Origin of the sequence: Paenibacillus xylanilyticus, from assembly GCF_013359935.1 — a bacterium.
GTDB lineage: Bacteria > Bacillota > Bacilli > Paenibacillales > Paenibacillaceae > Paenibacillus > Paenibacillus xylanilyticus.
In genome coordinates this window covers 24,326-50,730 of record NZ_JABMCB010000158.1, presented here as the reverse complement: position 1 = coordinate 50,730, position 26,405 = coordinate 24,326, and the positions used below count along the sequence as shown (strand labels likewise).

The window sequence follows — 26,405 nt, the reverse complement described above, 5'->3', positions numbered from 1 at the left end:
ATGAAAGGCATGGACGAGACTTTGGAAATTGCAACACCCAAGCGGACGAAAGAGATTATTCAAAGACATGGATTCTCATTCAAAAAAAGTCTGGGTCAGAACTTTCTGATTGATCAGAATATATTGAATAAAATTGTGAATGCAGCCGATCTGGACGAGTCCAAGGGCGCACTGGAAATCGGTCCGGGTATTGGAGCACTTACAGAGCGGCTGGCTCGGGTGGCCGGCCCTGTAACAGCTGTGGAAATTGATCAGCGCTTACTGCCGATCCTTGGCGAAGTGATGGAACCTTATTCTAACGTCAGAGTGCAGCACGGAGATGTGCTGAAGCTGGACTTGGCAGAGCTCTTCCGTACGGACTTTGCCAGTGTAGACAAAGTGAGTGTTGTAGCTAACCTGCCCTATTATGTGACAACTCCAATTATGATGAAGCTGCTGGAAGAGAAACTGCCGGTAGACAGTATTGTCGTCATGATTCAGAAGGAAGTGGCGGAACGTATGGCAGCAGCACCTGGCTCGAAGGACTATGGCAGTCTGAGCATTGCAGTCCAGTATTATAGTGTGCCGGAGTTGGTCTGCGTTGTGCCGCCAACGGTATTCATTCCGCAGCCTAATGTGGAATCTGCGGTCATCAAGCTCAAGGTGCGGGAACAGCCACCTGTCGAAGTGCCGGATGAATCGCATTTCTTTGAAGTGGTACAAGCTTCTTTTGCCCAGCGGAGGAAAACAATCTCGAACAACCTGAAAGCTCGCTTCTTCACCAAGGAAAATCGGGAGCAGGCAGACCAGTTACTGGAGCAGGCTGGCATACAGCCATCCAGACGCGGGGAAACGCTCAGTCTGCAGGAGTATGCGACCCTCAGCACGGTGATGTGGGAAGCAGGCGTCCGTGCCGGCCTGTAAATAAATTCGGATGAACCAATCCGGGTCCTTGCCCATACGATGGGGTAGAGGTGATTATGTTGATGAATATCGGAGACTTGGTCGTTCGGAAGTCATACGGCGGAGATGTGACTTTTCGGGTGGAAGGCCTCCAGTTGGATAGTGCGGTCATTAAAGGGACCGAATTCCGGCTGCTTGCCGACGCCCCGGTGGATGATTTGATACAGGTTCCTTACGAACCACAGAGTGCCAAGACCAGGCAGGCGCATGTAAAGGCGCATCAAACACTGTCAAGGCTGCAGCAAAACAGAATGGAGCAGGCAGAACGCAATCGCGAAGGTCTGGCTCAGGATTGGTCTGTACAGCGGGAGCCGGCTTATTTTGAAATGCCAGGCAAGGTACTGCATTTGGATGGGGACCCAAATTATCTGAAGAAGAGCATGAATCTCTATGAACAGCTCCGTGTCCCGGCAGAGGGGCAATATGTACATGAGTCGGCTATGGCTGATACGCTATATCGTCTTCTCCCCAAGGTGCGGCCTGACATTGTAGTCATTACGGGCCATGATGGGGTGCTGAAGACCCGTCAGCCTTATGACTTATACAGTCTCGGGAGTTATAAAAATTCGCAAAATTTTGTAGCCGCAATTCAGGTGGCGAGGCAATATGAACGTCATCTGGATGCACTCACGATTGTTGCAGGTGCATGTCAGTCCCATTTTGAAGCCCTTCTGCGGGCAGGTGCGAACTTTGCGAGCTCACCCGGCCGTATTTTGATTCATGCACTTGATCCGGTATATGTGGCCGCCAAGGCAGCCTTTACTTCAGTAAGGGAAACGGTGAACATGAATGATATTCTGCATAACACCATTAGTGGCAGCCAGGGAGTCGGTGGTGTCGAAACACGCGGTAGCTACCGCGTTGGTTTGCCTGGTTTGAATGATTTATCCACGCTAAAAGTGAACCCATCGGCAGTTTGATGCCGACCAATGAAAGTCCCAATGCGGGGCTTTTTTTGTTTGCAAAAAAATTCATTGACAGCAACTTTTCCATGCTGATATAATATTTAGTTTTGATTTGACAGTGACTGTAAATTCAGGTATAATGGACAAGAAAAGAGGTGGTCGTCGACAATGGCTAAAAATACGCTGTTGGATATCAAACGCAATCTCGATGCTCATATAGGTCAAAAAATTATGTTGCGGGCTAATGGTGGCCGCCGTAAGACTATTGAGCGTACGGGTGTATTGGAAGAAACGTACCCTTCTGTTTTTATCGTCAAGCTTGATGAGGAGCAAGAAACCTTCAAGCGAGTATCTTACAGTTATGCAGATATACTTACGGAGTCGGTGGAAGTCATGGTATTTGATCCAGGCAGCCAGACGCCTAACTCCTATATGGAGACGTAAGCATCGTTTTACAGGCGGTCCGCTCTTATGGCGGATCGCCTTTTTATTTTATACAAAACTGCCCAGGTGGGCTTGTTCAGGAATGAGGTTTAACCAGAAACGGCATACTACTTGAACAGGCCGCTAACGATATGCTGAAACAGTTTATCGGAAAAGTGTGTCTGTCGTCGTCAAGTATCGATCCGGTTGATTGGACTTATCAGAACAGCTACTTCAAGGAGGATGGTTTCATGAGCCGCAGAAGAAGAAGTGTGATGTCGGATGAACTCAAGAATGAGCTGGCAAAAGACCTGGGCTTTTATGATACCGTACAGCAGGAAGGCTGGGGTGGCATTAAAGCCAAGGATGCGGGCAATATGGTGAAGCGGGCCATTCAGCTTGCTGAACAGGCAGCACGCAAATCGTAATTCGTTCTAACGGTTTGGAGAGCGGGGCCTTCCACTGGGTTGACCTCGCTTTTTCCCCATGGATTCGGAATAGAAATGACTTGACAGTCCCATTTTGATATAATATGTTAAGTTGTCTTAGGGAAAAGGTGAGGACGGGTGAACGCCTTGAAAATTTACGAAAAAGCGCCTGCTAAAATTAATTTGATGCTGGACGTTTTACATAAAAGAAGCGATGGCTTCCATGAGGTCGAGATGATCATGACCATGGTCGATCTGGCTGACCGACTTGAAATGTCGGAACTGCCTCGAGATACCATATTTATCTCCAGTCAGGCTGGGTATATTCCACTTGATGAGAAGAACTTGGCATTTCAGGCGGCCAGATTGATTAAAGAGCGTTACAATGTGCGTACAGGGGTGCATATTCATCTGGACAAAAAGATTCCGGTTGCTGCCGGACTGGCGGGAGGCAGCAGTGATGCCGCAGCTACGCTGCGTGGATTGAACCGGCTCTGGCGTCTGAATATCCCGGATCATGAGCTGCAGGAGCTTGGAGCGGAACTTGGGTCGGATGTACCCTTCTGTATAACGGGTGGAACAGCACTCGCTACAGGTCGTGGAGAGAAGCTGACACCGATGCCTAATCCACCACAATGCTGGGTGATTCTGGCCAAGCCTCCGATCAATGTGTCGACAGCAGACGTGTACGGACGGTTCCGCAGTGATAAGATCGTTCGGCATCCGAGCGCTGCCAAAATGGAGCAGGCCATACGCAACCAATCATTTGCAGACGTATGTGGACAGATGGGCAATGTGCTTGAGGATGTTACGCTTAAGCTGTACCCGGAAGTGCAGCATTTGAAAGATGCCATGGTTAAACTGGGTGCAGATGGAGTACTTATGTCGGGTAGCGGTCCAACCGTTTTCGGACTGGTCTCCAAGGAATCCAAGATGGCACGGATCTATAATGGGCTGCGTGGCTTCTGCAAAGAAGTGTATGCAGTACGCATGTTGACTTAGAATTCGCTTTTATAATGTACAAACACGTATAAAGGTGGTATATTTTTAAATAATTATTCGGATTTGGATGTTTTCCGTGATCGTGAGGATGGATCTCTGTGAAGAAATTAAAACGAAGCGCTAGGCTGGTTGAAATGACGCAGTATTTATTGTCAAGACCGCATACGGTTATTCCGCTGACCACTTTTGCCGAACGTTATGGTGCCGCGAAGTCGTCAATCAGTGAAGATTTGGCGATTATCAAGGAAGTGTTCGAAGAAGGTGGGTCGGGAGAACTGCAAACACTGGCAGGGGCTGCGGGGGGAGTTAAATGGATTCCGAAGGTATCCAGAGAGCATGCTCTGGCTTTTGCTGAACGACTCAGCAACCAGCTGGAACAGCCCGACCGTATTCTGCCTGGCGGATATCTCTACATGTCTGACTTGCTTGGACAGCCTGCATTGATGAATGAGGCAGGCAAAATATTTGCGACTGCTTTTGGCAACATGGATATCGATGTAGTCATGACAGTAGAAACGAAGGGGATCCCCCTCGCATATGCGACCGGAGCCCAACTTAACCTGCCTGTTGTGCTCGTTCGCAGGGACCATCAGGCTACGGAAGGATCAGCCGTAAGTATCAATTATGTGTCCGGGTCCCATAAAAGTCTGCACACGATGTCCCTGTCCCGCAGAGCAATGCGTGAACATTCCCGGGTGCTGATCGTGGATGATTTCATGAAAGCCGGAGGAACGGTACAGGGCATGATCGATTTGCTGGCCGAGTTTAATGCAACGGTAGCTGGCGTAGGGGTATTGGTGGAATCCGGTTCGGTTGATTCGGAAGAGCGCTTGCTGACCGATTACGTATCCCTCGCCCAGCTGACAGCGGTGGATGCAAAGAGCAGACACATTTCGGTGAAGCCTGGCAACTATTTTGACTTGTAGAAAGTTGACGAATGACATGTCGGGAAAGGTTCTATTCCATCGACCCGGCTCTAACGTTGTCGAATTGTGTATTAAATAAAAAAATTCCTGAAATTAGGACATTTTTGTGGTTATAAAAAGAAGGAGTTCGTATAGGCTGTGTGGAATTATACACCAAGTTCTGATGGAAAAAGGTGGTGAACACACACATGCAAATTACGGATGTCAGACTCCGCCGTGTTAACTCGGAGGGGAGAATGAAGGCTATCGCATCCATTACCATCGATAACGAATTCGTCGTTCATGACATTCGCGTCATTGATGGGAACAACGGAATGTTTGTTGCTATGCCGAGCAAGCGGACTCCTGACGGAGAATTCCGTGATATCGCCCACCCGATCTCTTCCGGTACTCGTGAGAAGATTCAGGCTGCTGTTTTGACTGAGTATGATCGCGCTGCAACTGAGGAAGAAGTCATTGAAGAAGGTGCCTGAGAACATTATTGGGGTTCGAAGGAAAAGAGAGCCATGTCTTATGGCTCTCTTTTCTTTTTGACCGGAATAAGATATATTCAGTATTGAGTTTATTCAAAGAGGAACATTTTGCAGCTTCATTGCTGGAAAATGTTGAGGAAAACAATAGCGCAGCGTGCGCTTGGTGACAGGGCGGCATCTTAAGAGTCATTGGGATTCGGTTAAGGCTCGCAGGTACACGGCGTATACATATAGGTCACGATTGCTCGTGTCCGCGTTGTTACGTGTGATTACAGAGACAGCAGGCGATGAACAAGACCGGCTTCAGGCCGGCTGAACGATACTCATTGAGAATGATCCATGAAGATGGGCATTTCGATGGGGTTTTCAGAACAGGAGGTCGTGAATTTTGAAACGAATGGCAATTGTACTTGCTGCAGGGCAAGGTAAACGAATGAAATCGAAATTGTACAAAGTGCTGCATCCCGTATGTGGTAAACCTATGGTGGGTCACGTGCTGGATGCGGCTCTTCGCGCAGGCGTTGAACGCAGTGTAGTCGTGGTCGGTCATGGGGCCGAAGCGGTACAGTCATTTTTGGGTTCCAAGGCAGAGTATGCACTTCAGGCTGAACAGCTCGGGACAGGTCACGCAGTGAAGCAGGTTAAGTCTTTGCTTGGCAGTGAGGAAGGGTCTACCATCGTTGTTTGTGGGGATACACCTCTGGTAACCAGTGAAACACTGGAAGGACTGATGAAGCTTCATGAGAGTCGCGGTGCTGCTGCCACAGTGTTGACGGCTCAATTGGACAACCCTAAAGGCTACGGCCGCGTCATTCGCGGAGAAGACGGTTCTGTACAACGCATTGTGGAGCAGAAGGACTGCACGGAGCAGGAAGATGCTGTGAATGAGATTAACACAGGGACATACTGCTTTGATAATGCAAAATTGTTTGCTGCACTGGAGAAAGTGACGAACCAGAACGCCCAGGGTGAATATTACCTGACAGATGTTGTTGGGATTTTCCGCAACGATGGAGAAGTGGTTGAAGCTTACATGTCAGATGATATCGCGGAATCCATTGGGGTCAATGATCGACTCGCCCTTTCCCAAGCCGAAGCATATATGCGTGAACGTTTGGCAGTGAAACATATGTTGAACGGTGTTACAATCATTGATCCGACATCGACATATATCGGAGCTGATGTTACGATTGGATCAGACACGGTATTGTACCCGGGAACTATTTTGAAAGGGACAACTTCCATTGGCGAAGCTTGCCATATTGGTCCTCAGGCCGATATTGAAGATAGTATCATTCAGAATGGTGTTACCATTAAACATTCCGTGTTGTCCCAAGCCGAAGTTGGCGAAGAGACAACGATAGGACCTTTTGCTTACCTGCGTCCAGGTACCAAGCTGGGCCGTAAAGTAAAAATTGGTGACTTTGTCGAAGTGAAAAATGCTACAATTGATGAAGGATCCAAAGTATCACATCTCAGCTATATTGGGGATGCTAAAGTAGGTAAGAACGTAAATGTTGGATGCGGGGCAATAACGGTTAATTATGATGGATATAATAAAGCTGTAACGACAATCGAAGATGATGCGTTCGTAGGCAGCAATGTCAATCTGATTGCACCCATCACGGTAGGAAAAGGCGCATATGTGGTAGCCGGCTCCACCGTTACACATTCCGTTCCGGAGAACGATCTGGCTATTGCTCGTCCTCGCCAGGAGAACAAACCTGGGTACGCGGAGAAGATTCGCGGACGTGCCAAAGCCAAGAAACAAAATGCCAAACCCGAATAAGGGGTTTTGATAACAAGATTTTGCCTCCTGATCTATCGGGAGGTGCCGACATGTCGCAGACGCTTATAGATTCCAATGAACCAGCACGGAGGGTTTTTATTTTATGACTTATTTTGATTCGAAATTAAAAATATTTACTTGCAATTCTAACCCCAAGCTTGCCCATCAAATTGCTGATTATATCGGAATTCCTATGGGCGAATCTCACACAACCAGCTTCAGCGATGGTGAGATTCAAGTGAAGCTCTCCGAGAGCGTTCGGGGCTGTCACGTTTATATCGTGCAGTCCACTTGCTTGCCGGTTAATGACAACCTGATGGAAATGCTCGTCATGATTGATGCACTGAAACGGGCATCAGCCAAGACAATTAACGTTGTAATTCCGTATTACGGCTACGCAAGACAGGATCGTAAGGCACGTTCGCGTGACCCAATTACGGCAAAACTGGTAGCGAATCTGATCGAAAAAGCAGGGGCAACCCGTGTTATCGCAATGGACTTGCACGCCATGCAAATCCAGGGATTTTTCGATATTCCAGTGGATCATCTGCTTGGGGTGCCTATTCTGGCTCAATATTTCCGTTCCAAACAGATCGAAAATCCCGTTGTTGTATCGCCTGACCACGGTGGTGTAGTTCGTGCACGGAAGCTGGCTGATTTCCTGAACGCACCTCTGGCGATTATTGACAAGCGTCGTCCGGAGCCGAATGTAAGTGAAGTTATGAACATTATCGGTAACATTGAAGGCAAAACGGCGATTTTGATCGATGATATCATCGATACGGCGGGGACGATTGTGCTGGGTGCAAACGCACTGATGGAAGGCGGCGTGAAGGAAGTATATGCATGCTGTACGCACCCGGTTTTGTCCGGACCAGCGATGGAACGTTTGGAGAATGCACCGCTTAAGGAAGTTATCGTAACAGATACCATTCCAATTACGCATGCCAATCCGACAAGCAAACTCAAAGTGTTGTCTGTAGCACCTTTGCTCGGAGAAGCCATTATCCGGGTTCATGAGGAATTGTCAATCAGCAAGCTGTTTGAAATTGAATAAGGATGTCTGCACAAAGTAGTAGAGGGGTTACGTTTTCCGGTAGAACGGAAAATGTAACCCCTGTCGGCGTGCCATTTTAATGCAAAGCATGAAGAGCCGGATGGATTGATGTTAATATCCCGGCCGTGAAATGAAGCGGAAGCGCCGCCGATGAAAAAGAGTGTCGGCAATTTCGACAAATTGATTATCGAAACGTGTAATTAATCCGATCTCAATATGGGTGTCGCGGTCATATACCTGTACAGGTACATGGTATTCGAGATGATAGATAAAATCGCTATGTTGAGTCAGTTGTCCGTTATCTTCGCGCAAAACCCGCTCACCTTCCTGGGTTAATGAAATAATAATCGTGAAAATTACAGTAAATAGGAAGTTCACTTTCTTGATATTATATGAAATATAACATTCGAAGTCTATGCCTCACCTCATGGTGATCCGAAGGAGGGAATAAGATGAAGTGGATTGTAGGCCTGGGGAATCCCGGCCCAAACTATGCCAAAACACGACATAATATCGGATTTATGGCACTGGATCAACTGGCCAGTCGTCATGGAATTTCAATTACCCAGAGCAAGTGCAAGGCGTTAATTGGGGAAGGGAATATTGGCGGTGTCAAAACCGTACTGATCAAACCCATGACGTTCATGAATCTGTCCGGCGAATCGGTACGGGCATATATGGATTTTTATAAAGTTAGTCTGGAAGACCTGATTGTCGTTTATGACGACATGGACACTGAAATTGGCAAAGTCAGACTGCGCTATCAAGGCAGTGCCGGAGGTCATAATGGAATCAAATCCATTATTCAGCATACAGGCACACAGCAGTTTAACCGGGTACGCATGGGTATATCCCGTCCAGAGCCAGGACATGCCATTGTGGATTATGTGCTGTCGACATTTATGAAGAAAGAGAAGGAAGCACTTGAGCATACTATTGAGCAAACCTGTGATGCACTGGAGCACAGTCTGAACCATACGTTTGAGCAGACAATGGCCAAGTTCAACGGGTAGGACTTGTAAGGAGAAGACACTGGAAAAATTGATCAAAGTCGGGTTCAATTCAGTCATAATGGGCATACTGGACGTATAAACCGTGTTCAGGAGGCATAGACATGTCAGTGAATTATGTATGCAGGCATTGCCGTACTTTTATTGGACGAATCGATTCTACCCGAATATCAGAAGCCCAGTTAGGCTTTCATTTCTTGACCCCCGACGAGCGGAGGGATATAATAGCGTATAATTCCGGTGGCGATATTACCGTTCGGATTACTTGCGATTACTGCAAGGAAGCAATTGAACTCAATCCTGAGCTCAGCCTGCTTGCGAGCCCGCTTCAATAATAAGCCTGGTTCGCAGCGAAGTATTGATAACAGATGATGGCGGGTGCGGAATACCGCTCCACCTTTATAGCCTTGGCAGCCTGCTGAGGCTTCTTTTCAGTTTTGAAATGAAAATGACCATCATGAAATCAGTTAATCGGTTCAACCTGTTGTGGCAATGAAGCGAGTAATCCTATATGATGAAACAGGACAAAAAGGAATTTGTATCCAATTTAAAATGATGATGCTGCGCCTAGGCGTAAGGTAATCAAGTAAGTTATAAGAGAGGTGCCCCTTTTGTTACAAGCACTTATACAGGCTTTTTCCAAAGATCCCGATTTTGGATCCATTACTGCCGGTATTACGTCCGGTATGAAGGAGCAGCTGGTTTCAGGATTGTCCGGATCGGCGCGCCAGATCATGTTGGCAGCTCTGCATCAAGAGATGAACCGACCACTGCTTGTCGTTACACACAATATGTTTTCCGCACAAAAAATTGCAGAAGATTTACAGGAAGCGCTTTCACCGGATCAGGTACTGCTCTATCCTGCCAATGAACTTGTTGCCGCTGAAGCCGCTGTTTCCAGTCCGGAAACATTGGGTCAGCGTATTGATGTGTTGGTCCGCTGCGCCCAGGGTTTTAGGGGCGTTGTTGTTATTCCATTTTCCGGCGTGCGGCGTTATGTCCCTCTTCCGGAAGTGATGGCGAGTGCCCAAATTACAATTAAACAAGGCAGTACACTCGACTTGGATTCGTTCCTTCTGGAGATGGTGAAGCTTGGATATGAACGTGTAGAGCGGGTTGAATCTCGCGGCGAGATGAGCGTACGCGGCGGAATTATCGACTTTTATCCCGTGACTTCATCCATTGCCTATCGGGTGGAACTGTTTGATGATGAGATTGATTCCATACGAACGTTTGATCCGGCGGATCAGCGCTCCATTGAACGAATTGAAGAAGTTACAGTGCTGCCATGTAAAGAGTTAATTGCTGACCGTGAGCGCATGGAGAAGGCTGCAGATGCGGCTGTCGTCCTGCTGGATCAGCAGCTTGAGAAAATGACTGACCGACAAGCTAAGCTGCGTCTTCGTGAAGAGATTCACCGGGAGATTGAGCTGCTGAGGGAGCATGTATATTTCTCTGAAATGTACAAATATATATCACCTCTATATCCGGAACATAAGACAATCTACGACTACATGCCAGAGGACACGCTGCTTGTTCTTGACGAGCCTGCACGACTGGCTGAAACGTCCAAGCAGCTCGACAGGGATGAGTCGGAGTGGAACCTGCATTTGATGCAAAACGGGAAAACTCTTCCTGATCTTCATTTATCGGCAGACGGGGATGAACTGCTGTATGAGCGTCCATTCCAGACACTGTTTATGTCGATCTTTTTGCGTCAGGTTCCACATACACAGCCTCAGAACATTCTGAATTTTATCAGTCGTGGCATGCAGGATTTCCACGGTCAGATGAATGTGCTTAAGGCAGAGATGGAACGTTGGCAGAAGGCCGGAGTGCATGTACTCATGCTGGCAAGCGGGGAAGAAAGACTCGACCGCATGCGGCGCGTGCTTATGGATTACGATATACCGGAACCAGAAATGCTCATCGGTAACTTGCAGACTGGATTCGAGATGCCGTCCATACATCTGGCAGTTGTAACCGAAGGTGAGATGTTCTCCCAGAAGCAGCGCAAAGCGCGCAAACCAAGCCGTAATGTCGATAATGCTGAACGGATTAAATCATATAGTGAGCTGAAAGTGGGCGATTATGTCGTCCATCAAAATCACGGGATTGGCAAATATCTTGGCATCGGTACGCTCGAGGTTGGCGGCATTCATAAGGACTATATGCATATTCTCTACGCCGGTGGGGATAAACTGTCGGTACCGATCGAGCAGATTGATCTGATTCAGAAATATGTCGGGTCAGAAGAGAAAGAACCCAAGATCTACAAGTTGGGCGGTAATGAATGGACACGGGTCAAAAATAAAGTTCGTACATCCGTACAGGATATCGCTGACGATCTGATCAAGCTCTATGCGGAACGTCAGACTTCGAAAGGTTTTGGCTTCGAGAAGGATTCTGCCGAGCAGCAGGAATTCGAAGCGATGTTCCCTTATGATGAGACCCGTGATCAGGTGCGTGCGATCGAGGAAATTAAAAAGGACATGGAACAAAATCGTCCCATGGACCGTCTGCTATGCGGAGATGTCGGTTACGGGAAAACCGAGGTCGCCATTCGTGCTGCCTTTAAAGCGGCAATTGAGGGCAAACAGGTTGCTGTACTCGTTCCTACCACAATTCTGGCACAGCAGCATTATGAAACATTCCGCGAGCGCTTCTCGGGTTATCCATTCAATATTCATGTCCTTAGCCGTTTCCGTTCCCGGAAGGAACAGAATGAGACGGCCAAAGGCATTAAAAGTGGTACGGTTGACATCGTCATCGGAACACACCGGTTGTTGTCGCAAGATCTGGTATTCAAGGATCTTGGACTGCTCATCGTCGATGAAGAGCAGCGCTTCGGTGTAACACATAAAGAAAAACTGAAGAAGCTGAAAACAAACGTGGACGTGCTCACGCTGACGGCTACACCGATTCCGCGTACGCTCCACATGTCCATGCTGGGTGTCCGTGATCTGTCGGTTATCGAGACACCGCCAGAGAACCGTTTCCCGGTGCAGACCTATGTTGTGGAACACAGTCAGGCCCTTGTTCGGGAAGCGATTGAGCGGGAACTGGCTCGTGGGGGTCAGGTTTATTATTTGTACAACCGTGTCCAAGGAATTCAGGAGATGGCGGCTGAAATCTCGGAATTGGTTCCGGGCGCCAAAGTTGGCGTAGGACATGGTCAGATGTCGGAGACTGAGCTGGAGAAAACCATTCTGGACTTCCTGGATGGTGAATATGACGTGCTTGTCAGCACAAGTATCATCGAGACAGGGGTTGATATTCCGAACGTGAATACCCTGATTGTCCATGATGCGGACAAAATGGGCCTTTCCCAGCTGTACCAGCTCCGTGGGCGCGTAGGCCGGTCCAATCGAATTGCATATGCTTACTTTACCTACCAACGGGACAAGGTGCTGACCGAAGTCGCAGAGAAACGACTGCAATCGATCAAGGAATTTACCGAGCTCGGGTCAGGTTTCAAAATTGCAATGCGCGATCTGTCGATCCGTGGTGCAGGGAACCTGCTGGGTGCAGAGCAGCACGGCTTCATTGCTTCGGTTGGATTCGATCTGTACTCTCAGATGCTGGCTGAGGAAATTAACAAACGCAAAGTCACCATGCTTGGTGAAGAGCCGGTACCGTCCGATCAATGGAACACCACGCTTGATCTCAGTATCGATGCCTATTTGCCGTCGGATTATATCTATGACAGTATACAGAAGATTGAAATTTACAAAAAAGTGGCGGTTATTGCCTCTTTCGACGATGCCATGGAACTGGAAGACGAACTGGTTGACCGATTCGGAGATCTTCCGGAAGCCGTTATTAATCTCATGGCCGTTGCCAGGTTAAAGGTTTACGGTAAAATCTACGGAATTGAGTCCATTACTCAGCGTGGTGATGATCTTACCGTGAAGTTCTATGAAGGCCGTGAACATGCATTTGAGCTCTCGAAAATTGCGCACATTGGAAATCAGTTCGAAAGACGTGTACAATTTGAACAAGGACCCCATATGCTTATACATGTCAAAGGCAAAGGGCTTGGGGACAAGCAACTGATGGAACTGGTAGAGAAATTCCTGGAGTCCATGAAGAGTGCTTTTAAATCAAAGGGGGAACTAAAGGATGTTACCAAAGTATAAAAAAGTAGGGAAAGTACTCTCCGTGAGTATGGTCGCAGTATTATCCCTATCATTGCTTGCTGCATGCGGCAAGAAGGAAGAAGCAGCTACACCGGAAACGAATGATACAAGTGCTGTTGTGGCTACTTACGATGGTGGTACAATTACAGCCAATGAATTCGACATGGAGCAACGGGTCATGAAATTCCTCTATCCGGAATATGCACAAATGATGGAGATGGATGATTTCAAGGACTACCTGGTGCGCCAGGAAGTTGCTTATGAATATTTGAGTGGCAAGGCGAGCAAGGAAGCTAAAACAGAAGGTGCAAAAACAGCAACTGAACAATTCGATAAAATGAAAGCTTCTGTTCAAGCTGATCAATGGACTGAAATGTTGAAAGCCCAAAACCTGACAGATCAAAACATCAAGGATTACATGACTCGCATCATGACCGTAATTAAGGACAAAGAGACTGGCGTTACGGAAGATGCCATCAAAAAGGAATTTGAAACGAATAAGGATCAGTTCACAACGGCTTCGGTTCGTCACGTCCTGATTAATTTCACCGATCCGGATACACAAAAAGAACGTAAAAAAGAAGATGCATTGAAAATTGCAAAAGAAGTTAAAACCAAACTGGATGCGGGTGAGGACTTTGCAAAAATCGCAAAAGAATACTCCGAAGATCCAGGTTCTGCGGAAAAAGGCGGATTGTACGAAAATACCCCTGTATCCAACTGGGTAGACGCGTTCAAGGAAGCTGCAAAAACATTGCCTCTCAACAAAATCAGTGATCCGGTTGAGACCGAATACGGATATCACGTGATGAAGGTGGAATCCCGTACGGAAGCGGATTACAGCAAATTGACGGATGAACAGAAAGAAACACTCAAAAGTCAATTGGCAGCTGCAGAGATCGATACGTTCATGACGAACGAACTGGACAAGGTCGTCAAAGAAGTAAACCTGCCAAAAACAGACAAAGCTGAAGAAGGTACAACTGAAGGTACGGATGGTACATCGGGTACTGGCACGGGAACTGGAACCGAAGGTGATCAATCTACGGAAACCAAAACCGATGAATCCACTAGCACTGACAAGAAGACTGACCAAGGTACAACTGGTACAGATGCAGATGCAACAACAGGTGATAGTGCAGATACAAGCAGCAAGTAAGAATCAAGACGGGGTAAAGGTACCTTTTGGACAAGCATAGAGAGAAGCAAGGGGAGGACTAATGGCCTGCCCCTTGCTTTTTTTTGTGTGTACTGCAGCGTACTGGGTACATGGTCACCTTCTGTGGAATGAACACAACTATATTCTTTAATGCATGTATAAGGAAATGGGAACAGATGAATACTATGGTCAAGATATCACACTAAACGTTCTGGGACTTTCCTCTACCCATTATGGAACAGTAGTTGAAAAATCTTCTCGAGAAAGTGGGGCAACATGTGAAATGAAAGCTACTGGTATTGTCCGCCGTATTGATGACCTCGGCCGTGTGGTCATTCCAAAAGAAATTCGCCGTACGTTACGGATTCGTGAAGGAGATCCACTTGAAATCTTTGTGGACCGTGACGGAGAAGTCATTCTGAAAAAATATTCGCCAATCGGCGAACTGGGCGATTTCGCCAAAGAATATGCTGAATCGTTGTACGAAAGTACAGGTCATGTAACCATGATCTCTGACCGTGATACCATTATTACGGTAGCTGGTGGCTCCAAGAAGGAATATTTGGACAAGCAGGTAGGCCAGCTGGTGGAGAGCTGCATGGAAAACCGGAAGACCATTGTGGAGACAGGCAGTGGCTCCTACGAGCTAAGCAAGGATCATGACGAAACGTTATCCTCTTTTGTCATTGCACCCATCATTTCGGGTGGAGATCCCATTGGAACCGTTATTCTGTTTAACAAGGATGAATCGGTGAAAATGTCCCAGATGGAAGTTAAAATGTCTGAGACGGCTGCCGGCTTCCTTGGCAAACAGATGGAACAATAAACAGCAGATCAACTCCTGGTGCCTTTCTGGCAGACAGGAGTTTTTTGCGTTTGGAGACATGTTTCCGAGCAAGAAGTGAGAACGGAAAAAGCTGATCTATGCAGAAGGTTAGTCTGTGCGGCTTCAGGCAGGTATAATAGCAAGGTATGCTTACAGGATATATAATGCTTGGACAACCGCAGGAGGGACTTATGAAACAGCCGTCTACTGGCTCTAGATTGTTACAGGGTGCATTTATACTAGGGCTTGCTGCCATTATTTCCAAAATCATCGGTGCTTTTCAGAAGATTCCGCTACAGAATCTAGGGGGAGACGGTGTTTTTGGCATTTATAACACGGTATATCCGTTCTATATGCTTATCATTACGGTGGCTGCCGCAGGACTGCCTGTTGCAGTATCCAAGTTTGTTGCTGAGGAAAATGCGCTGGGAAGACCGGAGGAGGGCAGACGGATTATCCGTCTGTCTTCCATCCTTCTCGGAAGCATCGGACTAATTCTGGCATTATTGATGTACATGGGTGCACCCTTTATAGGTCATCTTATTGGTAATGGACATGTCATTCCTTCCCTCCGGGCTGCTTCGCTCGCGCTGTTATTTGTCCCATTGATGACGGGTCTCCGCGGATATTTCCAGGGGTTACAGCAGATGGTGCCTACCGCTGTATCTCAAGTCGTGGAGCAGACGATCCGTGTTACGGTGATGATTGTGCTGCTGCTATGGCTTATGAGGCATGATGCATCACTGGAGACGATTGCTGCGGGAGCCATGCTTGGTTCCGTTGCAGGAGGGATTGTCGGTTTGGTAACCATGTTGGCATATCTATATGGTCATGGGCGAAAGAGCAAAAAAACTGGTTTATCAGAAAAAGAGATGGATCGCTTACAAGGATTAGAAACCAAGAAGGAACAACAGAGGCTTCAGACGGGAGGAGCGATTTCGAATGAGCGTGAGCAGGCTCGGACCAATGGTCAATGGATCAGGACTCTGTTGCTCTATGCCATTCCGGTCTGTCTGGGTTCGCTCGCTGTGCCCCTGATGAACCTGGTGGATACCTTCACGGTGCCCCGGCTCCTAAGGATTGAAGGGCTGGATGAAGTCGAATCCATGGTGTCGTTCGGAATTTACAATCGGGGCTTGCCGCTTGTGCAGCTGGTGACGATGCTTGCTACGTCACTATCCGTGCTATTCATTCCGGCGATGGCCGAAGCACGGCTGAAGGGCGGGCCGGAAGCCGTGAGGCAGCAGGCAGGCATTGCGCTGCGCTGGTTCTGGTTAATCGGCCTGGCAGCATCCGCTGGTCTGGCGGTGCTGGCAGAACCGATCAACCGCATGCTGTACGGTGATGCCGCAGGCACCGAAGCCCTGCGGTACATGGCGCTGACGGCAGCGGGCAGCACCGTCAGCATCATCGCGGCGGCGCTGCTGCAGGGCCTCGGCGCCGTGCGCGCACCCGCGTTCAGCATGCTCGCCGCCGCAGGCGTCAAGGCGCTGCTGAACATGTTGCTTGTGCCGGCGCTGGGCATCAGCGGCGCGGCTCTGGCAGGCGCAGCCGCCTATATGCTGGCGGCTGGCCTGAATGTGGCGCTGCTGGCGCGGCGTGCCGCCCTGCGCCCTGCTCCTGGCGCCGTCCTGGCGAAGCCGGCGCTGGTGATCGCCGCCATGAGCGTGGCGGCGGCAGGCATGGCCTGGGCTGCCGGAGCGGTGCTCGGCGGCATGGGCATCGCGGCCGATCGCAGGCTGGCCGCGGTGGGCATAAGCCTGCTTGGCATTGCCGCAGGTGCAGCCGTGTTCTTGCTGGCGTCAGCCCGAATGGGGCTGCTGACCGCCACAGACCTGGCCGCGATCCCCAAGCTGGGACCGCGCCTGGCCAAATTGCTGCGCAGACTGCGTGTCTTGCGCTAGCAGGATCTCGACCGCTTTTGAATGCAGGATTATAGGAAATCCCCTGATTCTGGTATAATACGTGTGATTATAGAGCGCTGTTCTGCACAAGCTCCTTATTTCCATGGGGAAAAGGGAGGTGTGCGGACAGGATGGTTCGGATGGAGGTTGGAAGATGAGCGCAGCTTTAACAGTTGTTGGTCTCGGTTCAGGTGATGCAGACCAGCTGACAGTAGGTATTATCAAAAAAATGAAACAGGCGGCCACGCTTTATGTCCGCACACTGGATCATCCCGTATTGAATGATCTGAAGCAGGAAGGTTTGGAGATGACATCATTTGATGCCATCTACGAGGCGAAGGCATCGTTCCCGGAAGTGTATGATGAAATCGCAAATCGTTTAATTGAAGCCGCTCGCCAGGGAGAGTCAGGCACTGAGATTGTATACGCTGTGCCAGGCCATCCAATGGTGGCAGAAGCAAGTGTACGTCTGCTGAAAGAGCGCTGCCCACAGATGGGTATTTCACTTCGTGTCATGGGGGGAGAGAGCTTTCTCGACGAAGCATTTATTCGCCTTGGATTTGACCCTATTGAAGGCTTTCAGCTTTTGGATGCCAGCAGCCTGAGTACGGAACTGGTGCAGCCTCAGTTACATACGCTGATTGGACAGGTTTACGACGTGTTTACAGCGTCTGACGTGAAGCTGTGTCTGATGGAAGTATATCCGGATGACTACCCGGTATTTGTTGGTCATGCCCTCGGTGTGAAGGACCAGGAGGTCATTCACAAGGTACCACTTCATGATCTGGACCGGATTGAAGGATACGGAAACCTGTCACTGATCTTTGTGCCAAAGAATACGGATGATGCACTGCGTCGCCGCTCCTTTGCACGTTTGCATGAGATTGTAAACATTCTTCGCAGCCCAGGCGGATGCCCATGGGATCAGGAGCAGACCCATCAGTCCATTCGCAAGAACCTGATTGAAGAGACCTACGAGGTCATCGAAACCATTGATGAGGACGATCCGGATCACATGAAGGAGGAGCTTGGGGACTTATTGCTGCAGATTTTGCTGCATTCCCAGATGGAAGAGGAAGTGGGCACATTTAATGTGTATGATGTCATCGAAGGACTCCATGACAAGCTCATATTCCGCCATCCCCATGTATTTGGCGAACATCAGGCGGAGAATGCGAATGAAGCACTGCAGAACTGGGAACAGATGAAGGCAGAGGAGAAGAAGCGCAAAGGGTTGGATCAACAGGACATTTCTGTGCTTGATGGGATTCCCCGCGATCTGCCTGCCTTGATGAAAGGGTACAAGTTGCAGAAGAAAGCAGCCAAGGTCGGTTTCGATTGGGATGATGTCGAGGGTGTATTTGCCAAGATTGAAGAAGAACTGGCTGAGCTGAAAGAAGCAGTGCAGAACAACCAATCTGCTGAAGAGCAGAAGCTGGAATTAGGCGACTTGCTGTTTGCCACTGCCAATGTGGCTCGGTTCATCGATACGGATCCGGAAGAGGCACTTGCAGCCACTAACCGCAAGTTTACAGGACGCTTCCGATATATTGAAGAACGCCTTCGTGAATTGGGACGGACACCTGCAGACAGTAATGTCGAAGAGATGGAGCAATTTTGGCAAGAAGCGAAGAAGGCAGGGTTATAACCACTTCCTACTTGCAGCTTATTCCAATAAGCATGTTCCATGATTTCATCTGGTGTGTTATGCTATACGAACATGTGTTCATGTGTGGTGCTGGATATTTCTGAGTAATCAGATACCGTTTGGGGTATTGGACTTAGACTATTCTTAGGCAATGGTATGTATTAAGTCAAAAAAAGTCGCGGTTCGAGGCAGGAATTCAGAACCAAAGCCATACATGTGTAGTAAACCTTGTGCGGAACCGCAGCAATCAACGGATTGCAGGATTCGCAGATACTTTTTTTTCAATTTGGGAGGCTTTTAAAAATGAACAAAACAGATCTGATTAACAACATTTCCACCAAAAGCGGTTTGACTAAAAAAGATGTTGAATCCGTATTGAACGGTTTTTTGGGAGAAATTACAGATGCACTCGCAAGCGGAGACAAAGTACAACTGATCGGCTTTGGCACTTTTGAAACCCGCAAACGTTCCGGTCGTACCGGCCGTAACCCACAAACAGGGAATGAAATCGTAATTCCTGAGTCCACTGTTCCTGCATTCAAAGCAGGCAACAAACTTAAAGAAGCCGTAAAATAATGCGTCTTGATAAATTCCTGAAGGTCTCCCGGCTGATTAAACGCCGTACTGTGGCCAAAGACGTCTCTGAACAGGGACGTGTTCTGATAAACGGACGTGAAGCGAAGCCAAGCGCTGCTGTCAAAGTGGGCGATGAGCTGACGGTTCAGTTCGGTCAGAAGCTGGTCACCGTAAAGGTAGAACGCCTTGCCGAGAGCACCAAGAAGGATGAGGCGAGCAGCCTCTATACCTTGGTTAAGGAAGAGCCGATCGCCAAGGATAACGGGCTGAACTGGTAATGTTCTGCCCGATATGCTCCTTTTTCAAATGAAAGCAAGTGATATAGAAGCGCCTTTCCCTATACAGGAAGGGCGCTTTTGTGTCTGGACAAGACGGATCATTCCGTTCATCATCGATGGTTCTATTCCTGCCTTCCGTTCCATAAGCTAGGTGTAAGAAGGAGGGGTACATGCCATGGTTGAGCACGGTAAACCGAAACAGCATCATTTGAGCATGCAAAATCGCAAACTGCTGGATCTGACAGGCGTCTCGAATGTGGAGAGCTTCGACAGTGAGGAATTTTTGCTGCAGACTGAACTTGGGCATCTGACCATCCGGGGGCACAATTTACATATCAAAAACCTGAGCCTGGAGGAAGGTTTGCTGTCCATTGAAGGCACAGTCAGTTCGCTTCAATATCTGGACCCCGGTTCCCAGAACAAGAACGGTAAAGGCCTGTTCGGCAAGATGTTCCGATGAGTCCGGACACGCAGTGGATCACATTAACGTGGATGCTGTTATCGGGAATCGTGATGGGAATGGCCTACGACAGTTACCGGGTGCTGTCTGGTCAGCTGCGGTTCCCGAGATGGAGCATGCATACACTCGACCTGTTGTACTGGGTTGCTTCCGCGCTGTTCGTTTTCCGGATGCTGTACGCCGGAAACCACGGACAGCTGCGGTTTTATGTCTTTTTGGGGCTAATTATAGGGGTTTGCTTCTATTTTTGGCTTTTAAGTGTTACAACCCAGCGTTTTGTGGTAATGTTAATTAAACTCGCAAGAACACTGATTCATTGGTGTGGACATATCCTTAACATCCTGTTCGTTATGCCAGTTAAGGGATTATACAAGCTAGTACGCTTGTTATTGGGTTTTGTACTCGCGATCCTGCTATTCCTGGGCAAGCTGGTATTGCAATGTTTGGTACCTTTCGGCAAGTTGTTCCGCTGGATGTTTAGGCCGCTCCTGAAACATTGGGTAACGCCCCGTTGGATGATCCGTGCGGGTTCAAGTATTGCAGCGATATGGAAACGCTGGTTTTAAGGAGGTCCGATAATGGGTAAAACACCTGTGGGGAGATCTGCAGCCCCAACAGGCCAAGGGAAATCTGCTGGCGCACGAAGACGCCTCATGCTCTGGATGACATTCATGGTTGTGTTTGTCATTTGGGCAGGATATACGTTCCTGGTGCAGAATGCACAGATTTCGGACAAGAGTTCGCACTTGGCCGCACAGCAGGCTTCTAAGGAAGAGACGCAGAAAAAGCTGGATCAGTTGAAGTATGAAGTCAGCCGGTTGAAGGACCCTGAATACATAGGACAGCTGGCGCGGAAAAAAGGATATTATTTGCCTGAAGAGACGCCAATCCAGGTTGAAGAGTCAGGGAACTGATGGAATTGTGCTCATGACAGAGCAAGGGTTATTATCCATATATCTGAAGCCGTCATACTGTTAAAAATAGGCTCCCTTACAGGGTAGAGCTCTGTTGACCTTGGTTTACGGCATAAGGTATAATTACATTTAGCACAGCATTGATTTTGGCATTTCAAAAATCGGGTTGTATATTTTTAAGGGAGGATCATTTTATTCTATGGCAATTGAAGTGGGCACCAAGTTAGAGGGCAAGGTGACAGGCATCACGCATTTTGGAGCATTTGTGGATCTGTCAGGAGGTGTCACGGGTCTCGTTCACATCTCGGAAATCGCCGACAATTATGTCAAAGATGTCAACGACCACCTGAAACTTAATGACGTCGTTACAGTGAAGGTCATCAATGTTGACAAGGATGGCAAAATCGGACTTTCCATTAAGCAAGCTGTTGACAAACCGGTTGAGCAACAAACACAATCCAGACCCCCAAGAGCTCCAAGACCGGAACGCAGTGGAGGAGATCGCGAACGATTCAGCGGTGGAGGCCCAAGTGGCGGCCAAGGCCGTGGCGGCGGCGGTGGATTTAACCGTGACCGTGGAGGCCGTTCTTTCAAGCCCGCAGCAGGCAAACCTTCATTTGAGGATAAAATGTCACGCTTCCTGAAAGATAGCGAAGAACGCATCTCTTCGCTCAAGAAGAACACAGAGGGCAAACGCGGAGGCCGTGGAGCCAAGCGCGTGTAATCTGTCTCAACCTGATTTAAAATATAAGAAAAGCCGTTAGCCCGTTAGGGTCGACGGCTTTTTTGCGTTTTATCGGTTATTCCTTCACTCGACTTCCTATTTAAACTTTTTGGGGATTACCGTCGGCTCTGCCCATTGGAACGGATTTGTAGCCTTTTTTGTAAAGTATCGCCCCACATTGCGTTTTTTTCGCGCAGGATTCAAAGGAAATAAGAACATTTGTCGTCTTCCATTTTTTACCGACACATTTCCATGCCATTCCGCAGTTATCCCGCCCAATTCATGTTTCTGCCAGAACAAAACCGGTTCAAAATCAGACAACCCTATCTCCAGTGGATCATGACGTAAAGGAGGGAATAGCAATAAGGCCGGGGGTTTTGCTCCTCCGCGCCAGGCCTGTTTCTTTTGTCGTAAACTTTTTCAACCCTGTCCACCTATTGTGACAAACTACGTCTTCTAATCTATCTATAATCAGAACCATCGAGAATGAAACACGAAAACAATTAATCGAATGGGGTGCCTTGGGATGATGGAAAAGTGGAATGTCATTCAATTTCCGGGAATGAAAGCTGGCAAAGGGGGTACCGAAGCTCGGGAGGAGCTGTCTGTACGTCTCAAACAGTGGATTAGCTCCCGCAAGGCTGTCCAGGTCGTTGCTGCACGCAAATGGGTGCTGCTCCTCACGTTCATGGGATTCTTATTGGGAAAAGCCATGATATTGAATGAATTATCGCCCTTTGCGATTGCCTACTTCGCGGTTATTGCCTTTATGCGCAGGGATTACATTATCCCCGTTGGGGCTGCTTTGTTGGCAGGAAGTTTGTTTGCCCCGTTCCCAGTTCCTCTGATTGTAGCATCCGAGATGGCCATCTTCTATCTGCTCTTCCGTGGACTGGAGTCTTACGATCGTGCTGAACTATCTTATGCACCAACGATGGTGTTTACGACAACTTTTATGGTCAAGTTATTCGCCGTTGTGATTGGGCCGTCTTTCAGCTGGTACGCCATGTTGATGCTCACGATGGACTCTGTACTCAGCTTCGTACTTACCCTGGTTTTTATACAAGCCATACCGATTTTTACGTATCGCAAAAAGAAATTCAACCTAAAGAGCGAGGAAATCCTCTGTCTAATCATATTGCTGGCCTCGGTCATGACAGGAGCGGTAGGCTGGACCATTCAGTCCCTTTCCGTGGAGCATATGCTCTCTCGTTATTTGATACTGATCTTCGCGCTGGTGGGCGGAGCCCCCCTTGGTGCATCGGTCGGGGTCATTACGGGCCTTATCCTAAGTCTGGCCGATATGTCGGCCGTCTACCAGATGAGTTTGCTTGCTTTTGCCGGGATGCTGGCGGGTATGTTGAAGGAAGGCAAACGTGCGGGGGTTGCACTGGGCATGCTGCTGGGCTCCTCCATTCTGTCCATTTATCTGGGCGGTCCAGGCGACGTGATGCATTCATTGTGGGAAACATGTGCAGCCATCGTTCTGTTCATGATTACACCAAAAAGCATGATGACGGCCATATCCAAATATGTGCCGGGCACCCAGGACCATACCAAATCGCAGCATGAATATGCGAAACGGATTCGGGATATTACGGCAGAACGGGTAACCCGTTTCTCGCAGGTGTTCCGTCAGCTCTCACGCAGCTTTGATCAGATGTCAGGCACCGGGGAACCGGTACAGAACGAAGGCGGGATGGAACACTTTATGAATGCGGTAGCCGAGGGAACATGCGCAGGCTGCTTCAAACGAACCCAGTGCTGGGATGCGAAGTTTATTCAAACCTATAAATATATGACGGATGTCATGAGTTCCATTGAGGCCAATCCGGAGATGTCTGGGAAACAGATTCCGGTAGAGTGGAACAGGGTATGTGCCAAACCGGAGGAGGTGCTCGAGGTTATGCGTGCCCAGTATGGGCTGTACCAGCATAATATGCAATGGAAGCGTCAGATCGTGGATAGCCGGCAGCTGGTTGCCGAGCAATTGTCTGGAGTATCTCAGGTAATGGAGGACCTGGCCAAAGAAATTCAACGGGAAAGCGAGGAAATGGTACAGCAGGAGGAACAGATTCGGGATGCACTGGAATCGCTGGGCCTGTCCATTCATTCAATTGAAATCATCAATTTGGAGGCAGGCAACGTGGAGATTGAGATTGTTCATGCCTACACACGGGGATTCGATGAATGCCGGAAAATGATTGCACCGCTGATCTCGGATGTCCTGGACGAGCATATTGCCGTCTTGCATGAAACGATGACAGATCATCGTCAGGGCCTGGCTACCGTAACATTCGGCTCAGCCAAAACCTATGAAGTGACTACCGGGGTAGCTGCAGCTGCCAAAGGGGGAGATATGCTGTCCGGAGACAGCTTCAGTACAGTTGAATTGGGAAACGGTACATTTGCGGTAGCCCTCAGTGATGGTATGGGCAACGGAGAACGGGCACGCATGGAGAGCAGTGCGGCGTTAAATATACTGGAACAGCTGCTTCAATCCGGCATGGACGAGAAGCTGGCGATCAAATCCGTGAATTCCGTGCTTATGCTGCGCTCTCCCGAAGAGATGTATGCCACAGTGGACATGGCTCTGATCGATGAATATACAGCAGAGACCACCTTTATGAAAATCGGCTCGACACCGAGCTTTATTAAACGCGGACAGGAGGTTATTCAGGTATCAGCCAGCAACTTGCCGATTGGCATTATCAAAGATATCGAAGTGGACCTGGTCACCGTACAGCTTCAACCAGGCGATATACTGATCATGATGACAGATGGCATCTATGATGCACCGGGGTATGCCGTCAACAAGGAATTATGGATGAAACGTCTCATTCAGGAGATTGATAGTGATGACCCACAGGAGGTGGCCGACTGCCTGCTCGAGAGTGTAATTCGATATCAACAGCATGAGATTATGGATGACATGACCGTCGTTGTAGGAAAAGTTGAACATTATCGCCCGGAATGGGCCACGCTGCGAGTACCTGGCATTAGCCGGATGGAGCGCCCACGTACCGTCAGTTAATTGTATCTTTCTCTGTTTGAAGTCTCTTCATTCTGGCAATGCTAGTCATAGAGTTGGAGAGTAACGAAAAACGGAGGGATTCGGATGAAACAGATCTTGTTGATCACCGACGGTTGTTCTAATGTAGGTACAAGTCCAGTGCTGGCGGCAGCAGAAGCCCGTGAAGAGGGGATCACCGTCAATGTGGTTGGGGTTATAGATTACGGAACGATTGGCGAGCTGGGCAGCCGGGAGATTGAGGATATTGCCAAAGCCGGAGGTGGAATCAGCCAGATTGTTGGTACAAGGCAGCTTGCCCATACGATGCAGATGATGACGAGAAAAACAGTGGTTCAGACCATTCAGCAGGCGGTTAATAAAGAGCTAACACAAATTCTGGGAGATAAGACTTCCAAAACCGTAACCGACCTTGAACCTGCTCAGCGTGCACAGGTGGTGGAAGTGATGGATCATTTGGCTGAAACCACCCCTCTGCAGGTCATCCTTTTAATTGATGTAAGTGCAAGCATGAAGCCAAAGCTCGCCGCTGTGGAAGAAGGAATCCGGGATCTGATGCTGAGTTTGCAGGCGCGTGTAGGGCAAAGCCGGATCTCGGTGTTTCATTTCCCGGGTCGTCATAGTGGAGAAGAAGCGGTGATGGACATCAACTGGACATCTGATCTGGGCAGTGTTCGTTCCCTGTTTGGACGTCTGCAGATGAAGGGTGCAACGCCGACAGGTCCTGCGATTCAGAAGGTGATTGATTTTTACCGTTATGGTACACTGGAGGGACAGCAGGAAATAGAAGGGAACTATCGCATTGAAAGAGAAGGGATGCTCGGTGACAACGTTGTCTGATGCCTCTTTCCCCCCAGGAACAGTAATCACGGGGAAATGGAATCGCAGCCGTTATACGATTCGCAAGCTGCTGGGCAAAGGCGCCAACGGCATCGTTTTTCTTGTCCAGCGGGGTGAGAATGGCAAGCACTATGCACTAAAGATGGGATTTGATCCGGTTGATCTGCAATCAGAGGTGAATGTGCTCAAATCGTTTCAGCTGCAGCGTAATCATGAGGCCCTTAAGCAAAGTGGTATTCCATCCTATCTTAAGGATGTGGACGACTATGCCATACAGGGAAGGGACATTCCCTTTTATGTGATGCGTTATGTTCGGGGTGAGGCTCTGCATCACTTCATTCGGCGTCAAGGGACAGACTGGACACTTTTGGTGGGGCTTAGACTTCTACAGAAGCTGGCACAATTGCATCAGGCGGGCTGGGTATTTGGTGATCTTAAACCTCAGAACGTACTGGTGTCCGATTTTGGTCAGGTGGAGCTTATTGATTATGGTGGTGTAACATCCATTGGACGAAGTGTGAAACAGTTTACCGAATGGTATGACAGGGGATTCTGGAATGGTGGAAGTCGGACAGCAGATGGTACCTACGATGTTTTCGCTTTCGCATTGTTATTGATTCATGTACTGGAGGGGGATGCGCTCAAGGCACTGGCTGCCGAAGGATTGCCACAATTGCGGAGTGTTAACCAGCTCACGGCTCTGGTGGAGCGCAGCGAACGGATGCGGCCGTTTCGAAACTGGACGATTCAGGCGCTTCGGGGACAGTTCCGCGATGCCGGGCATGCAGCTAAAGTTTGGAAAGACATGATGGCCCGGCCTGCACCTCTTCGCCGGCGATCATCAAGCTCGACACCACGCTGGCTGAAAAATGCATTCGCTATATCCGTTATATTACTTATTGGGGTACTCATCTATGCACTGCGATTCTAATCTATACAAGTGCATATACA

The 26,405-nt window shown here is 48.7% G+C and carries 27 protein-coding genes; 25 read left to right on the top strand and 2 right to left on the bottom strand.

Annotated elements, in window-relative coordinates; genetic code table 11:
• The 9 genes from rsmA to HP552_RS05785 all read left to right on the top strand — a co-directional run bounded on the left by rsmA (position 1) and on the right by HP552_RS05785 (position 7,945).
• Positions 1-903 (top strand): 16S rRNA (adenine(1518)-N(6)/adenine(1519)-N(6))-dimethyltransferase RsmA, encoded by a 903-nt coding sequence (rsmA, locus tag HP552_RS05825; protein ID WP_376768942.1) that lies wholly within the window; start codon positions 1-3, stop codon positions 901-903.
• A gap of 62 nt (positions 904-965) precedes the next feature.
• Positions 966-1,862 carry a sporulation peptidase YabG gene (yabG, locus tag HP552_RS05820; RefSeq protein WP_175394628.1) on the top strand — a complete coding sequence of 299 codons (897 nt, stop codon included), beginning with the start codon at positions 966-968 and terminating at the stop codon, positions 1,860-1,862.
• A gap of 153 nt (positions 1,863-2,015) precedes the next feature.
• Positions 2,016-2,291, top strand: coding sequence for a biofilm formation stimulator Veg (veg, locus tag HP552_RS05815; RefSeq protein ID WP_175394627.1), 276 nt, complete (start codon positions 2,016-2,018; stop codon positions 2,289-2,291).
• Between the two features lie 230 nt (positions 2,292-2,521).
• Positions 2,522-2,698 carry a small, acid-soluble spore protein, alpha/beta type gene (locus tag HP552_RS05810; RefSeq protein WP_175394626.1) on the top strand — a complete coding sequence of 59 codons (177 nt, stop codon included), beginning with the start codon at positions 2,522-2,524 and terminating at the stop codon, positions 2,696-2,698.
• Between the two features lie 147 nt (positions 2,699-2,845).
• A complete protein-coding gene (ispE, locus tag HP552_RS05805; RefSeq protein ID WP_175394646.1) occupies positions 2,846-3,700 on the top strand; it encodes a 4-(cytidine 5'-diphospho)-2-C-methyl-D-erythritol kinase in 855 nt (284 codons plus the stop codon).
• 98 nt (positions 3,701-3,798) lie between these two features.
• Entirely contained in the window at positions 3,799-4,626 is an 828-nt protein-coding gene (purR, locus tag HP552_RS05800; protein ID WP_095293352.1) for a pur operon repressor, read from the top strand.
• Positions 4,627-4,814: 188 nt separating this feature from the next.
• On the top strand, positions 4,815-5,099 hold the full coding sequence (gene spoVG / locus HP552_RS05795; protein ID WP_017691372.1) for a septation regulator SpoVG: 285 nt from the start codon (positions 4,815-4,817) through the stop codon (positions 5,097-5,099).
• Positions 5,100-5,496: 397 nt separating this feature from the next.
• Positions 5,497-6,888, top strand: coding sequence for a bifunctional UDP-N-acetylglucosamine diphosphorylase/glucosamine-1-phosphate N-acetyltransferase GlmU (glmU, locus tag HP552_RS05790; RefSeq protein ID WP_217506329.1), 1,392 nt, complete (start codon positions 5,497-5,499; stop codon positions 6,886-6,888).
• Between the two features lie 103 nt (positions 6,889-6,991).
• The gene (locus HP552_RS05785; RefSeq protein ID WP_017691370.1) at positions 6,992-7,945 is read left to right on the top strand and encodes a ribose-phosphate diphosphokinase; all 954 of its coding nucleotides are present in this window, start codon (positions 6,992-6,994) and stop codon (positions 7,943-7,945) included.
• Positions 7,946-8,056: 111 nt separating this feature from the next.
• On the opposite strand, the gene HP552_RS05780 is transcribed toward HP552_RS05785, so the two are convergent.
• Positions 8,057-8,257: a hypothetical protein gene (locus HP552_RS05780; RefSeq protein WP_024633712.1), complete on the bottom strand. Its 201-nt coding sequence runs from the start codon at positions 8,255-8,257 to the stop codon at positions 8,057-8,059.
• Positions 8,258-8,397: 140 nt separating this feature from the next.
• On the opposite strand from HP552_RS05780, the gene pth reads away from it, so the two are divergent.
• From pth to HP552_RS05715, 13 genes are all read left to right on the top strand, one after another.
• On the top strand, positions 8,398-8,958 hold the full coding sequence (gene pth / locus HP552_RS05775; RefSeq protein ID WP_175394625.1) for an aminoacyl-tRNA hydrolase: 561 nt from the start codon (positions 8,398-8,400) through the stop codon (positions 8,956-8,958).
• Between the two features lie 101 nt (positions 8,959-9,059).
• On the top strand, positions 9,060-9,290 hold the full coding sequence (fin, locus tag HP552_RS05770) for an anti-sigma-F factor Fin (RefSeq protein ID WP_175394624.1): 231 nt from the start codon (positions 9,060-9,062) through the stop codon (positions 9,288-9,290).
• Between the two features lie 276 nt (positions 9,291-9,566).
• Positions 9,567-13,094 (top strand): transcription-repair coupling factor, encoded by a 3,528-nt coding sequence (mfd, locus tag HP552_RS05765; protein WP_175394623.1) that lies wholly within the window; start codon positions 9,567-9,569, stop codon positions 13,092-13,094.
• Entirely contained in the window at positions 13,078-14,253 is a 1,176-nt protein-coding gene (locus HP552_RS05760) for a peptidylprolyl isomerase (protein WP_175394622.1), read from the top strand. The genes mfd and HP552_RS05760 overlap by 17 nt, the downstream gene beginning before the upstream one ends.
• A 283-nt stretch (positions 14,254-14,536) precedes the next feature.
• Entirely contained in the window at positions 14,537-15,079 is a 543-nt protein-coding gene (gene spoVT / locus HP552_RS05755) for a stage V sporulation protein T (RefSeq protein ID WP_175394621.1), read from the top strand.
• Positions 15,080-15,270: 191 nt separating this feature from the next.
• A complete protein-coding gene (locus HP552_RS05750; protein ID WP_175394644.1) occupies positions 15,271-16,983 on the top strand; it encodes a putative polysaccharide biosynthesis protein in 1,713 nt (570 codons plus the stop codon).
• 154 nt (positions 16,984-17,137) lie between these two features.
• Positions 17,138-18,631: a bifunctional methyltransferase/pyrophosphohydrolase YabN gene (gene yabN / locus HP552_RS05745; protein WP_175394620.1), complete on the top strand. Its 1,494-nt coding sequence runs from the start codon at positions 17,138-17,140 to the stop codon at positions 18,629-18,631.
• A 303-nt stretch (positions 18,632-18,934) separates the two neighbouring features.
• Positions 18,935-19,207: an HU family DNA-binding protein gene (locus HP552_RS05740; protein ID WP_017691362.1), complete on the top strand. Its 273-nt coding sequence runs from the start codon at positions 18,935-18,937 to the stop codon at positions 19,205-19,207.
• Positions 19,207-19,485 carry an RNA-binding S4 domain-containing protein gene (locus tag HP552_RS05735; RefSeq protein ID WP_095293361.1) on the top strand — a complete coding sequence of 93 codons (279 nt, stop codon included), beginning with the start codon at positions 19,207-19,209 and terminating at the stop codon, positions 19,483-19,485. The genes HP552_RS05740 and HP552_RS05735 overlap by 1 nt, the downstream gene beginning before the upstream one ends.
• A gap of 175 nt (positions 19,486-19,660) precedes the next feature.
• Positions 19,661-19,945 (top strand): sporulation protein YabP, encoded by a 285-nt coding sequence (gene yabP / locus HP552_RS05730; protein WP_175394619.1) that lies wholly within the window; start codon positions 19,661-19,663, stop codon positions 19,943-19,945.
• Positions 19,942-20,511: a spore cortex biosynthesis protein YabQ gene (yabQ, locus tag HP552_RS05725; protein ID WP_175394618.1), complete on the top strand. Its 570-nt coding sequence runs from the start codon at positions 19,942-19,944 to the stop codon at positions 20,509-20,511. The genes yabP and yabQ overlap by 4 nt, the downstream gene beginning before the upstream one ends.
• Positions 20,512-20,523: 12 nt before the next feature.
• Positions 20,524-20,859 (top strand): FtsB family cell division protein, encoded by a 336-nt coding sequence (locus HP552_RS05720; RefSeq protein WP_175394617.1) that lies wholly within the window; start codon positions 20,524-20,526, stop codon positions 20,857-20,859.
• Between the two features lie 199 nt (positions 20,860-21,058).
• Complete coding sequence (locus HP552_RS05715) at positions 21,059-21,583, top strand: S1 domain-containing RNA-binding protein (RefSeq protein ID WP_095293365.1); 525 nt, start codon at positions 21,059-21,061, stop codon at positions 21,581-21,583.
• 96 nt (positions 21,584-21,679) lie between these two features.
• On the opposite strand, the gene HP552_RS05710 is transcribed toward HP552_RS05715, so the two are convergent.
• Positions 21,680-21,904 (bottom strand): hypothetical protein, encoded by a 225-nt coding sequence (locus HP552_RS05710; protein ID WP_175394616.1) that lies wholly within the window; start codon positions 21,902-21,904, stop codon positions 21,680-21,682.
• Positions 21,905-22,109: 205 nt separating this feature from the next.
• Here HP552_RS05710 and spoIIE point away from each other — a divergent pair, with 205 nt between their 5' ends.
• From spoIIE to HP552_RS05695, 3 genes are all read left to right on the top strand, one after another.
• The gene (spoIIE, locus tag HP552_RS05705; RefSeq protein ID WP_175394615.1) at positions 22,110-24,617 is read left to right on the top strand and encodes a stage II sporulation protein E; all 2,508 of its coding nucleotides are present in this window, start codon (positions 22,110-22,112) and stop codon (positions 24,615-24,617) included.
• Positions 24,618-24,701: 84 nt separating this feature from the next.
• Positions 24,702-25,454 carry a VWA domain-containing protein gene (locus HP552_RS05700; RefSeq protein WP_175394614.1) on the top strand — a complete coding sequence of 251 codons (753 nt, stop codon included), beginning with the start codon at positions 24,702-24,704 and terminating at the stop codon, positions 25,452-25,454.
• On the top strand, positions 25,438-26,385 hold the full coding sequence (locus HP552_RS05695) for a serine/threonine protein kinase (RefSeq protein ID WP_175394613.1): 948 nt from the start codon (positions 25,438-25,440) through the stop codon (positions 26,383-26,385). The genes HP552_RS05700 and HP552_RS05695 overlap by 17 nt, the downstream gene beginning before the upstream one ends.
• The last annotated feature ends 20 nt before the right edge of the window (positions 26,386-26,405 follow it).